Origin of the sequence: Thermomonospora catenispora (assembly GCF_006363815.1) — a bacterium.
GTDB classification, from domain to species: Bacteria; Actinomycetota; Actinomycetes; order Streptosporangiales; family Streptosporangiaceae; genus Thermomonospora; species Thermomonospora catenispora.
This window is the reverse complement of record NZ_RRYT01000028.1, coordinates 46,591-58,408: the sequence shown is the minus strand read 5'-3', so window position 1 is coordinate 58,408 and position 11,818 is coordinate 46,591. Positions and strand designations below refer to the sequence as shown.

11 protein-coding genes are annotated in these 11,818 nt (G+C 71.6%); all 11 read left to right on the top strand.

The window, feature by feature from the left end; all coding sequences use genetic code 11:
• Positions 1 to 226: 226 nt before the first annotated feature.
• The 11 genes from pdxT to EIO00_RS19160 all read left to right on the top strand — a co-directional run bounded on the left by pdxT (position 227) and on the right by EIO00_RS19160 (position 11,797).
• A complete protein-coding gene (gene pdxT / locus EIO00_RS19210) occupies positions 227 to 856 on the top strand; it encodes a pyridoxal 5'-phosphate synthase glutaminase subunit PdxT (RefSeq protein ID WP_277752894.1) in 630 nt (209 codons plus the stop codon).
• A 3-nt stretch (positions 857 to 859) separates the two neighbouring features.
• Positions 860 to 1,609, top strand: coding sequence for a YebC/PmpR family DNA-binding transcriptional regulator (locus EIO00_RS19205; RefSeq protein WP_140180938.1), 750 nt, complete (start codon positions 860 to 862; stop codon positions 1,607 to 1,609).
• A 114-nt stretch (positions 1,610 to 1,723) separates the two neighbouring features.
• Entirely contained in the window at positions 1,724 to 2,347 is a 624-nt protein-coding gene (locus EIO00_RS19200) for a crossover junction endodeoxyribonuclease RuvC (protein WP_140180936.1), read from the top strand.
• On the top strand, positions 2,344 to 2,955 hold the full coding sequence (ruvA, locus tag EIO00_RS19195; RefSeq protein WP_140180934.1) for a Holliday junction branch migration protein RuvA: 612 nt from the start codon (positions 2,344 to 2,346) through the stop codon (positions 2,953 to 2,955). Before EIO00_RS19200 ends, ruvA begins: the two co-directional genes overlap by 4 nt.
• Positions 2,952 to 4,022, top strand: coding sequence for a Holliday junction branch migration DNA helicase RuvB (gene ruvB / locus EIO00_RS19190; protein ID WP_140180932.1), 1,071 nt, complete (start codon positions 2,952 to 2,954; stop codon positions 4,020 to 4,022). Before ruvA ends, ruvB begins: the two co-directional genes overlap by 4 nt.
• Positions 4,023 to 4,186: 164 nt before the next feature.
• Positions 4,187 to 4,570 (top strand): preprotein translocase subunit YajC, encoded by a 384-nt coding sequence (yajC, locus tag EIO00_RS19185; RefSeq protein ID WP_140180930.1) that lies wholly within the window; start codon positions 4,187 to 4,189, stop codon positions 4,568 to 4,570.
• 31 nt (positions 4,571 to 4,601) lie between these two features.
• Positions 4,602 to 6,350, top strand: coding sequence for a protein translocase subunit SecD (gene secD / locus EIO00_RS19180; protein ID WP_241661464.1), 1,749 nt, complete (start codon positions 4,602 to 4,604; stop codon positions 6,348 to 6,350).
• A complete protein-coding gene (secF, locus tag EIO00_RS19175; protein ID WP_140180928.1) occupies positions 6,347 to 7,513 on the top strand; it encodes a protein translocase subunit SecF in 1,167 nt (388 codons plus the stop codon). Before secD ends, secF begins: the two co-directional genes overlap by 4 nt.
• A gap of 2 nt (positions 7,514 to 7,515) precedes the next feature.
• Complete coding sequence (locus tag EIO00_RS19170) at positions 7,516 to 8,043, top strand: adenine phosphoribosyltransferase (protein ID WP_175596278.1); 528 nt, start codon at positions 7,516 to 7,518, stop codon at positions 8,041 to 8,043.
• Between the two features lie 365 nt (positions 8,044 to 8,408).
• Positions 8,409 to 10,589 (top strand): RelA/SpoT family protein, encoded by a 2,181-nt coding sequence (locus EIO00_RS19165; RefSeq protein ID WP_175596277.1) that lies wholly within the window; start codon positions 8,409 to 8,411, stop codon positions 10,587 to 10,589.
• Positions 10,586 to 11,797: a glycosyltransferase 87 family protein gene (locus tag EIO00_RS19160; RefSeq protein ID WP_140180924.1), complete on the top strand. Its 1,212-nt coding sequence runs from the start codon at positions 10,586 to 10,588 to the stop codon at positions 11,795 to 11,797. The genes EIO00_RS19165 and EIO00_RS19160 overlap by 4 nt, the downstream gene beginning before the upstream one ends.
• Positions 11,798 to 11,818 lie beyond the last annotated feature (21 nt).

Here is an 11,818-nt window from a genome sequence, read left to right as displayed (position 1 = left end):
GGCCGGCCGTGCGCGGCTTGCGCGCCGGCGGGTGAGGTCTCCGGAGACCTCCCCGCCGCCGGCGCCCGCCGTTCCGCGCCGCGGACGCGCGCTCCACCCGGCCCGGGCCCTCGCGTGAGGCCCGCTCGCGGGGCTGTGGACGCCTTCCGGGCAAAGTCCGGGGAATGCGCAGGAGAGCGGAGCGTTTAGGCTCTGAAGGGTTCTGACCGGTTCTGGAGGTTCATGCGTGGGTGAGGGCGTGCCGACCATCGGAGTGCTGGCCCTGCAGGGGGACGTGCGCGAGCATGCCCGGGCGTTGGAGGCCTGCGGGGCGCGGACGGTGCCCGTGCGGCGGGCGGCCGAGCTGGACCGGGTGGACGGTCTGGTGATCCCCGGCGGGGAGTCCACGACCATGTGGAAGCTGGCCCGCGCGTTCGAGCTGATGGAACCGCTGCGCAAACGGGTGGAGGCGGGCATGCCCGCCTACGGCTCCTGCGCCGGGATGATCATGCTGGCGGATCGCGTCCGGGACGGCGTGGAGGGCCAGGAGACCATCGGCGGGATCGACATGACGGTGCGGCGCAACGCCTTCGGCCGGCAGGTCGACTCCTTCGAGGCCGACGTGCACCTGACGGGCCTGACCGAGGCGTCGCGGGAGCCGTTCCGCGCCGTGTTCATCCGGGCCCCCTGGGTCGAGGCGGTCGGCGAGGGGGTGGAGATCCTCGGCCGCGTCGAGAGCGGCGAGGAGACCGGTAGGATCGTCGCCGTCCGTCAGGGGCGCCTGATGGCGACCGCGTTCCACCCCGAGCTGACCGGGGACTTTCGCGTGCACCGCTACTTCGCCGAGCTGGTGCGTCAGGCGATGGAAGAGGGGTAGACAATGGCCGGCCATTCCAAGTGGGCGACGACGAAGCACAAGAAGGCCGTGCTGGACGCCAAACGCGGCAAGCTGTTCGCCAAGCTCATCAAGAACATCGAGGTGGCGGCGCGGACCGGCGGCGGCGACCCGAACGCCAACCCCACGCTCTACGACGCGATCTACAAGGCCAAGAAGAACTCCGTCCCCAACGACAACATCGAGCGCGCCCGTCGCCGCGGGGCCGGCGAGGAGGCGGGCGGCGCCGACTGGCAGACGGTCATGTACGAGGGCTACGCCCCCGGCGGGGTGGCCCTGCTGATCGAGTGCCTGACCGACAACCGCAACCGGGCCGCCTCCGAGGTGCGCACCGCGGTCACCCGCAACGGCGGCTCGATGGCCGAGCCCGGCTCGGTGTCGTACCTGTTCAACCGCAAGGGCGTCATCATCCTCCCCAAGAAGGACGTCACCGAGGACGACGTGATGCTGGCGGTGCTGGACGCCGGCGCCGAGGAGGTCAACGACCTCGGGGAGAACTTCGAGGTCGTCTGCGAGGCCGGGGACCTGGTCGCGGTGCGCACCGCGCTGCAGGAGGCCGGCATCGATTATGAGTCCGCCGACGCCAAGTGGCTGCCCAGCGTCTCGGTGCCGCTGGACGAGGAGACCGCCAAGAAGGTCTTCCGTCTCATCGAGGCCCTCGAGGACAGCGACGACGTCCAGGAGGTCTACGCCAACTTCGACGTCTCCGACGAGGTGCTGGCGGCCATCGGCTGACTCCTCGCCCGACGGGCGGCCCTCGGCTCCCCGACACGCGGCGGGGCGGTACGGGTGGATTCGCGCGTCCCCGGGTAACGTGGGCACCCGAACACATGATCGAAGGGGTGGCGGATGCGCGTGCTGGGCGTCGACCCGGGGCTGACCCGGTGCGGAGTCGGGGTCGTCGACGGCGCTCCCGGCGTCCCGCTGCGCCTGGTGCACGTCACGGTGCTGCGCACCAGCCCCGAGGAGGACATCGCCGCCCGGCTGCTGGGCATCGAGACCGGCCTGGAGGCGCTGCTGGAGGAGTACGCCCCCGACGTCGTCGCGGTGGAGCGGGTGTTCGCCCAGCACAACGTGCGGACCGTGATGGGCACCGCNCTGGAGGCGCTGCTGGAGGAGTACGCCCCCGACGTCGTCGCGGTGGAGCGGGTGTTCGCCCAGCACAACGTGCGGACCGTGATGGGCACCGCGCAGGCCGGCGCGATCGCCATCGTGGCCGCCGCCCGCCGCGGCCTGCCGGTGGCGCTGCACACCCCCAGCGAGGCCAAGGCCGCGGTCACCGGCAACGGCCGCGCCGACAAGGCGCAGGTCACCGCGATGGTGACCCGGCTGCTGCGACTGGAGACCGCGCCGAAGCCGGCCGACGCCGCCGACGCGCTGGCGCTGGCGATCTGCCACGTGTGGCGCGGCGGCGCGCAGGCCCGGCTGGAGGCGGCGCGCCGGGCCGTACGACAGACAGGGAGCAGGTCGTGATCGCCTTCGTCCGTGGGCGGGTGGCCGCCACGGGCCCGGACGGCGCCGTCGTGGACGTCGGCGGCGTCGGGCTGGCCCTGCAGTGCACGCCCGCCGCGCTGGCCGGGTTGCGGGTCGGCGAGGAGGCCGAGATCCCCACCTCGCTGGTGGTGCGGGAGGACGCGCTGACGCTCTTCGGGTTCGCCGACGACGACGAGCGCGCCACGTTCGAGGTGCTGCAGACCGCCAGCGGCGTCGGCCCCCGCCTGGCGCTGTCCATGCTCGCCGTGCACAGCCCGGACGCGCTGCGCCGGGCGGTGGCCACCGAGGACGTGTCCGCCCTCACCAAGGTCCCCGGCATCGGCAAGAAGGGCGCCCAGCGCATCGTGCTGGAGCTCAAGGACCGGCTGGGCGCCCCGATCGCCGGAGACGGCGAGACCGCCCCGCGCGGCCGGCCGGTCGCCGCCCCGTGGCGCGACCAGGTCGTCACCGGCCTGATCAACCTCGGCTGGTCCGCCAAGGACGCCGAGGCCGCCGCCGAGGCGGTCGCCGCCGAGCTGGACGGCGAACAGGTCCCGCCGGTCGCCGACCTGCTCAAATCCGCCCTCAAGAAACTCGCCAAGCCATGACCGACCACGATCGCCTGGTGTCCCCCGAGGCCGGTGCGGACGGCGAGGAACGCCTCATCGAGGCGGCGCTGCGGCCCAAGCGGCTGGATGAGTTCATCGGCCAGCACCGGGTCCGCGAGCAGCTGTCGCTGGTGCTGCACAGCGCGCTGCGCCGGGGCCGTCCGCCGGACCACGTGCTGCTGTCCGGCGGCCCCGGCCTGGGCAAGACCACCCTCGCCATGATCATCGCCGCCGAGCTGGGCAAGCCGCTGCGGATCTCCAGCGGCCCGGCGATCGAACGGGCCGGGGACCTGGCCGCGGTGCTGTCCACCCTCTCGGAGGGGGAGGTGCTGTTCCTGGACGAGATCCACCGGATGGCCCGCCCCGCCGAGGAGATGCTCTACATGGCGATGGAGGACTTCCGGGTCGACGTGGTCGTCGGCAAGGGCCCCGGCGCCACCTCCGTCCCGCTGGACATCGCCCCGTTCACCCTCGTCGGCGCCACCACGCGGGCGGGCATGCTGCCGGGTCCGCTGCGCGACCGGTTCGGCTTCGTGGCGCACATGGACTTCTACGAGCCCGCCGAGCTGGAAGTGATCATCAAGCGTTCGGCCCGGCTGCTGAACGTGCGGATCGAGGACGAGGGCGCGGCCGAGATCGCCGCCCGCTCCCGCGGCACCCCCCGCATCGCCAACCGGCTGCTGCGCCGGGTCCGCGACTACGCCGAGGTCCGCGCCGACGGGGTGATCACCCGTGATCTGGCGCGGGCCGCGCTGACCCTGTACGAGGTGGACGAGCGCGGCCTGGACCGGCTCGACCGCGCCGTGCTGGAGTCGCTGCTGCACAAGTTCGGCGGAGGACCGGTGGGCCTGTCCACGCTGGCGGTGTCGGTGGGGGAGGAGCCTGAGACGGTCGAGGTGGTGGCCGAGCCGTTCCTGGTCCGGCAGGGGCTGCTGGCGCGCACCCCCCGCGGCCGGATCGCCACGCCCGCCGCCTGGCGGCACATGGGGTTGACCCCGCCGCCGTCCGCGCCGATGGCCGACACGTTGTTCGCCCTGGAGGAGGCCGGCGAGGAGAAGCCCGAATAACCGTTCGGGAACTTCCCGGCCGCCTCGCTCGTCCTGTCGTTGCCGGTGATTCGCGTAGTCTCTACACTCCGGGACTTGGTCGCCGTCCCCAGCCGGCGGTCCCGCGCGCGAACGTCATGAACGGCGAAACGCTGGGGCAACCCACATCGGAAGGATGCCCTTTGATGGGCGACAGCATGTTCCTTGCACAGCAGTCCAGCGGCGGCGGTCTGATCAACCTCCTCCTGCTGCTGGCCATCCCGGTCCTGTTCTACCTGCTGCTGATCCGGCCGCAGAACAAGCAGCGCCGTGCACAGCTGCAGATGCAGAGCTCGCTGCGACCCGGCATGAAGGTGATGACCACCAGCGGCATGCACGCCGAGATCGTCGAGGTCGACGACGACGGGGTGGTGCTCGAGATCGCGCCCGGCGTCAAGGTCCGGTTCGTCAAGGCCGCCATCATGAACATCGTCTCCGACGACGGAGACGAGGACGCCGAGGACGCCGGCGCCGTCGACCTGACCAAGGACGCCGAGGACGTGCGGAAGGCGGACAAGCCCTCGGCCTGACCGCCCTGAACGAATCGGAAGAGACCCCCCATTGGCACCGCCGAGCACTCCCTCCCGGCCCGGCCGGACGATTGTGCTGCTGTTCGCCGTCCTGGCCGTGCTCACCGGGGTGATGTTCCTGCACGGGCAGACCACCCCCAAGCTGGCGCTCGATCTGGCGGGCGGCACCACGGTGACGCTCACCGCGGTCACCGAGGACGGGCAGAGCCCGCCGCAGGCCCAGCTCCGGCAGGCGGTGAACATCATCCGGGACCGGGTCAACGGGCTGGGGCTCTCCGAGGCCGAGGTCGCCCCGCAGGGCGGCGACCACATCGTGGTCCAGGTGCCCGGCACCGGCGACCAGCGGCGGGTGGTGGACCTGATCGGCACCACCGCCCAGCTGCAGTTCCGGCAGGTGTACGCGTTGGCGGGCGCCACGCCGTCGACCGGCTCGCCCGGACCGTCGGCGAGCCCGACCGCCTCGCCCCGGCCCTCCCAGAGCCCCTCGCGGGACGCCTCCTCGCCCACGCCGACCGCCTCCGCCCGGCAGCGGGCGCTGTCGCAGGCGCTGGCCGCCCCGTCGCCCTCGCCGTCCGGTTCGCCGTCCCCGTCCGGAGGCCCGACGCCCTCGCCGTCCGCCCCGCTCGACCTGGACGACCTGACCCGCGACTACAGCGGCGTCGATGACAAGGCCGTCATCGCCCAGTTCGAGGAGCTGGACTGCTCCGGGCCGGACAAGAAGGCCCCCGGCGCCGACGATCCGCGCCGCAGGTGGGTCGCCGCCTGTGACCGGGAGGGCCGGGTCAAGTACCTTCTCGGTCCGGTGCGGGTGGAGGGCCGGCAGATCGCCGACGCCGCCGCCGTCCCGCCGAACGCCCAGAACGGGCAGACCGGCTGGTCGGTGTCGCTGGAGCTGAAGGACCGGGGCGCGCGGCAGTTCGCCGCGCTGACCGCCGACGCCTACCGCGCGTACCAGGCCGATCCGCTCTCGCCCCGCCGGCAGATCGCCATCGTGCTGGACGGCCAGGTGGTCTCCGCGCCCGAGATCACCCAGGGACCCATCACCGGCGGCCAGGCCAGCATCAACGGCCCTTCCAGCAGCTTCACCCAGCGATACGCCACCGACCTGGCCAACGTGCTCGACTACGGGGCGCTGCCGCTGAAGTTCGAGCGCTCCTCGATCGAGACGGTCTCCTCCACTCTCGGCTCCGACCAGCTGGAGAAGGGCATGCTGGCCGGCGCGATCGGCCTGGCGCTGGTGGTGGCCTACTCGCTGTTGTATTACCGGGGCCTGGGCCTGGTCTCCGTGGCCAGCCTGGCGGTCGCCGCCGGCATCACCTACCTGGCGGTGGTGCTGCTCGGCTACGAGAGCACCCTCGGGTTCCGGCTGTCGCTGGCCCACGTGATCGGCCTGATCGTCTCGATCGGCATCGCCGCCGACTCCTTCATCGTCTACTTCGAGCGTCTGCGCGACGAGCTGCGCGAGGGCCGCCCGCTGCGGTCGGCGGCGGAGACCGCCTGGCGGCGCGCCCGGCGCACCATCCTGGTCGCCGACGCGGTGATGTTCATCGGCGCGGCCGTGCTGTACGTGCTGGCCGTCGGCGGGGTCAAGGGCTTCGCGTTCGCCATCGGGCTGACCACGCTGATCGACGTGGTGGTGGTGTTCTGCTTCACCAAGCCGATGGTGGCCCTGCTGGCCCGCCGGAGGTTCTTCGCCAAGGGCCACCGCTGGTCCGGGCTGGACCCGGCCCGGCTGCGCCGCACCCGGTCCGTCCCGTCCCCGGCCGAGGGAGCCCGATGATCGCCGTCCGCGCCGTGCTGTCGCGCATCTACACCGGTGAGACCAGCGCGAACATCGTCGGCCGTCCCCGCCTGTGGACCTCGCTGTCGGTGATCCTGCTCACGTTCTCCGTCGCCGGGCTGATCGTTCGCGGCCTGTCGTTCGGGGTGGAGTTCACCGGCGGATCGGTGTTCACCTTCAAGGCCCCGAACGCCTCCATCGAACAGGTCCGCTCCACCGTCGTCGGGGCCGGACCGCACCAGGTGATCGTGCAGGCCACCGGGAGCGGGTGGCGGGTGGTCACCGAGTCGCTGTCCTCGGCCGAGGCCGCCGAGGTGCAGCGGGCGCTGGGCGAGGAGTTCGGCCTGTCCGCCGATCGGGTCAGCACGCAGGTCATCGGCTCCACCTGGGGCGATGAGATCACCGAGAAGGCCTGGCTGGCGCTGGCGGTGTTCATGCTGCTGATCGTCGGCTATCTGTCGCTGGCCTTCGAGTGGCGGATGGCGCTGGCCGCGGTGGCGGCGCTGCTGCACGACCTGGTGATCACCGCCGGCGTTTACGCCTGGTCGGGATTCGAGGTCACCCCGGCGACCCTGCTGGGGTTCCTGACCATCCTGGGCTACTCGCTGTACGACGCGGTCGTGGTCTTCGACATGGTCAAGGAGGTCACCCGCGACCTGGGCGCGCCCGGGAGGCTCAAGACCTACGGCCAGGCCGTCAACGAGGCGCTCAACCGCACACTGGTCCGGTCGCTGAACACCTCGCTGGTGGCGATCCTGCCGGTGGCGTCGATCCTGTTCGTGGGGGCGTTCCTGCTGGGCGCGGGAGCGCTGAAGGACCTGTCGCTGTCGATGTTCGTCGGCATCCTGGTCGGCACCTACTCTTCGCTGTGCGTGGCGCCCCCGCTGCTGGTCCACCTCAAGGAGCGTGAGCCCCGTTACCGGGAGCTGCGGGAACGGATCAGGGCGCGGCGGGCCAGCGTCAAACGGCGGGTGCGGGCCGCCGCTCCGGAGGCCGGCGGAACGGCGGACGCCGCACTCGGCGGAACGAGCGGCGGAGCGGCGGACGCCGAGAAGGTCGAGGCCGCCGCGGGCGCGTCCCCCAAGGTCAAGGCCGTGCAGGTCGGGCCGCGACGTCAGCCCCGACGCGGCACCCGGCGGCAGCGCCGGCGGACGAGAAGGTAACGATGATCGATCTCACCACGCTGATCACCGAGCGCATCCGAGACATCCCGGACTATCCCAAGCCCGGTGTGGTGTTCAAGGACATCACACCGCTGCTGGCCGATCACGTGGCGTTCGCCGCGGTGGTCGACGCGATCGTGTCGTACCACGGCCGCGGCACCGTCGACAAGATCGTCGGTATCGAGGCGCGCGGCTTCATCCTGGCCGCCCCCGTGGCCTATCACTTCGGCGCCGGGTTCGTACCGGTGCGGAAAAAGGGAAAGCTGCCCGCGGCGGCGCATGCACAGACTTATGATCTGGAGTACGGCACCGAGACGATCGAGATGCACATCGACGCGTTGCGGCCCGGTGAGCGCGTGTTGATCGTCGACGACGTGCTGGCCACCGGAGGCACCGCACAGGCGGCCGCCGAACTGGTCCGGCGCGGTGGCGGCGAGGTCGTCGGACTGTCGGTGCTGATCGAGCTGTCGTTTTTGAACGGGCGGGACAAGCTGGGGAATCTGGACGTTCACTCCCTGGTTACGGTGTAGTACCGAAAACCCGGCGGCTAGACTGGCCGCACCAGGGCAGGTGGCGATCCCGCCCCCCGGGTGGCCGGCAACGACGCCGGACGGTCCGCGAGCGTCCGACAAGGCGCGAACGGACTTCGACCGACGCACGACCGGCGTTGAGAGGAGGCTGGGTGCCAGGTGAGGTGGTCTCGACCGACGCGGTAGCGCAGACCCCGCAGGACCGGGGGACCACAGCGCGCACCGCGACGCCCGACCACGGGCGCCGTCCGTCCGCGCCCGCCGCGCCCTCCGGAGCGCCGGCACAGAACGCGGCCGCCGCCCCTCCGTCGGCCGCCCGCGTCCGTCGTAGGCTCGCGAGACTGGGCGCCCAGCGTGGCACCACCATGAACCCGGTACTGGAACCACTGATCAAGACCGTCCGCAACACCCATCCCAAAGCGGACATCCGGCTCATCGAACGCGCCTACGACGTCGCCGCGTACTACCACCGCGATCAGAAGCGCAAGAGCGGCGACCCGTACATCACCCACCCGCTCGCGGTCACCACGATCCTCGCCGAGCTCGGCATGAACACCGAGACGTTGTGCGCGGCGCTGCTGCACGACACCGTCGAGGACACCGAGTACACCCTCGAGGAGCTGCGCGAGGAGTTCGGCGACGAGATCGCCGCGCTGGTCGACGGCGTCACCAAGCTCGACAAGGTCAAATACGGCGACGCCGCCGAGGCCGAGACGGTGCGCAAGATGGTCGTGGCGATGGCCCGCGACATCCGGGTGCTGGTGATCAAGCTCGCCGACCGGCTGCACAACATGCGCACCCTGCGCTACATGCCGCGGCACAAGCAGGAGAAGAAGGCCCGGGAGACGCTGGAGGTCTTCGCTCCGCTGGCGCACCGGCTGGGGATGAACACCCTCAAATGGGAGCTGGAGGACCTGGCGTTCGCCACCCTCTACCCCAAGCGGTTCGACGAGATCGCCCGCCTGGTCTCCGAACGCGCCCCGCGCCGCGACGTGTACCTGCAGCAGGTCATCGAGCAGGTCTCGGCCGACCTGCGCGAGGCGAAGATCAAGGCCACCGTCACCGGACGCCCCAAGCACTACTACTCGATCTACCAGAAGATGATCGCCCGGGACGTGGGCTTCGACGACATCTACGACCTGGTGGGCATCCGGGTGCTGGTGGACACCGTCCGGGACTGCTACGCCACCTTGGGCATCATCCACGCGCGATGGAATCCGGTCCCCGGCCGGTTCAAGGACTACATCGCGATGCCCAAGTTCAACATGTACCAGTCGCTGCACACCACCGTGATCGGCCCCGAGGGCAAGCCGGTGGAGCTGCAGATCCGCACCTGGGGCATGCACCGGCGGGCCGAGTACGGGGTGGCCGCGCACTGGAAGTACAAGGAGGAGACGGTCGGCGGCCGCAAGGCCGGCGACATGCAGTGGCTCAAGCAGCTGCTGGACTGGCAGAAGGAGACCGCCGACCCGGCCGAGTTCCTGGAGTCGCTGCGGTTCGACCTGTCGGTGTCGGAGGTCTTCGTCTTCACCCCCAAGGGCGATGTGATCGCGCTGCCGCAGGGGGCCACCCCGGTGGACTTCGCCTACGCCATCCACACCGAGGTGGGGCACCGATGCATCGGCGCCCGTGTCAACGGCCGGCTGGTCCCGCTGGAGTCCACCCTGGACAACGGCGACCTGGTGGAGGTGTTCACCTCCAAGTCGCCCGACGCCGGGCCGAGCCGCGACTGGCTGAACTTCGTCAAGTCCGCCCGCGCCCGCAACAAGATCAAGCACTGGTTCACCAAGGAGCGGCGCGACACCGCGATCGAGGCGGGCAAGGAGTCCATCGCCCGCGCGATGCGCAAGCAGAACATGCCGCTGCAGCGGATGATGTCCGGTGAGGCGCTGCTGGCGCTGGCCCGCGACATGCGCTTCCCCGACGTGTCCGCGCTGTACGCGGCGGTCGGCGAGGGCCAGATCTCGGCCCAGAGCGTGGTGCAGAAGCTGGTGGAGGCCCTCGGCGGCGTGGAGAGCGCCGAGGAGGACATGGCCGAGGTGGCGGTGCCGACCCGCCGCAAGGGCCGTCCCCGTCCCGCGGGCGACCCCGGCGTGGTGGTGGCCGGCGGCGATCCGGACGTGTGGGTCCGGCTGTCGCGCTGCTGCACCCCGGTGCCCGGCGACGAGATCGTGGGGTTCGTCACCCGCGGCCATGGCGTGTCGGTGCACCGCGAGGACTGCGGGAACGTCGCCGATCTGCGCAATCAGCCGGACCGGCTGATCGATGTGAAGTGGTCGCCCGGCGAGGACTCGGTGTTCCTGGTGGCCATCCAGGTCGAGGCGTTGGACCGGCCGAGGCTGCTGTCGGACGTGACCCGGGTGCTGTCGGACCAGCACGTCAACATCCTGTCCGCGTCGGTGACCACCAACCGGGACCGGGTGGCGATCAGTCGTTTCACCTTCGAGATGGGCGACCCCAAGCATCTGGGGCATGTGCTCAAGGCGGTCCGCTCCGTCGACGGCGTCTATGACGTCTATCGCGTGACCAGCGGCGCGGCCCGGTGAGCCGCGCCGCGCTCTGGGGCTGTTGGCTGGCCACCCGGCTGATCGGCCTGCTGATCGTCGTCGACCGGTTCCCCTACCCGCGGCGTGAGGAGATCCTCGGGGATCCGGCGATCTACGCCGAGTGGGCGCAGATCCTGGCCTCCGGGTCCTTCCCCGAGGGGGACGTCCGCTGGCAGTATCCGCCGCTGGCCGCCCCGGTGATGCTGCTGCCGCGCTGGCTCGGCGGGGACTACACCACCGCCTTCGCGTTGGTCGCCCTGGCCGCGGACCTGGCGGTCATGTGGGCGTTGACCCGTTCTCGTCACAACGGGGCGTCGGCGGGCGCCTGGCTGTGGACCGTCGGCATCGTCGCGCTCGGCCCGATGAGCTATGTCCGCTACGACCTGATCGTCACCGTCGCCGCCGTCGCGGCCCTGTTCGCCGTGCACCGGGCCCGCCTCTTCGGCGTCCTGGCGGCCCTCGGCGCCCTCCTCAAGGCCTGGCCCGTCCTCCTCCTGGCCGCCCTCCCGCGCGCCCGTCGCAGCCTGCACGCGATCGCGGCCTTCGCCCTCACCTGCGGGGCGGTTCTGTCGGCCTTCGCCCTGGCCCGCGGCACGGCCCCCTGGTCGTTCCTGGACGCCCAGGTCGGACGGGGCCTGGAGTGCGAGGCCCTGGCCGCCACCCCGTTCATGCTGGGCCGCACGGGCGGACACTGGAACGGCGTCATCGTCTACCAGTACGGCTCCATGGAGCTCGTCGGCCCGCACGTCGCCCGGGTCGCCGAGGCGCTGCCGTATCTGACGGTCGCCGCCCTCCTGGCGATCGCCTGCGTGGCCTGGCGCGGCTCCGGCCGCTCCTGGGACGTCTCCTGGGGCTGCGACGTCGCCTTCGCCGCCGTGCTGGCCGCCGTCGCCACCAGCAGGGTCCTGTCCCCCCAGTACTTTTTGTGGCTGCTCGGCCTGGGCGCCGTCTGCCTGTCCCACCGCCGCACCCGGCAGCGGCCCGCCGTGCTGCTGATCCTGGCCGCCGCCGCCCTCAGCCAGTTCCTCTACCCGATCAACTGGCCCGGTCTGATGGCCGCCGAGACCCTGGAGAGCTGGACGCTGGCGATCCGCAACGCCCTCGTGCTGATCGCCGCCGTCTGGTCCGTCGCCGTCCTGGTCAAAGGACCCGCCGAGCTCCGAGGGCGGCGGACCCGTTCCGCCGGGACCCCCGAGCCCGTCCGATGAGCGCGCCGGGGCCGGCAGGCG

What these genes read in the sequence shown, in the direction of transcription:
- EIO00_RS19205 (WP_140180938.1), top strand. Translation starts at nt 860, where the DNA reads ATGGCCGGCCATTCCAAGTGGGCGACGACGAAGCACAAGAAGGCCGTG.
- ruvB (WP_140180932.1), top strand. Translation starts at nt 2,952, where the DNA reads ATGACCGACCACGATCGCCTGGTGTCCCCCGAGGCCGGTGCGGACGGC.
- yajC (WP_140180930.1), top strand. Translation starts at nt 4,187, where the DNA reads ATGGGCGACAGCATGTTCCTTGCACAGCAGTCCAGCGGCGGCGGTCTG.
- secF (WP_140180928.1), top strand. Translation starts at nt 6,347, where the DNA reads ATGATCGCCGTCCGCGCCGTGCTGTCGCGCATCTACACCGGTGAGACC.
- EIO00_RS19170 (WP_175596278.1), top strand. Translation starts at nt 7,516, where the DNA reads ATGATCGATCTCACCACGCTGATCACCGAGCGCATCCGAGACATCCCG.
- EIO00_RS19165 (WP_175596277.1), top strand. Translation starts at nt 8,409, where the DNA reads ATGAACCCGGTACTGGAACCACTGATCAAGACCGTCCGCAACACCCAT.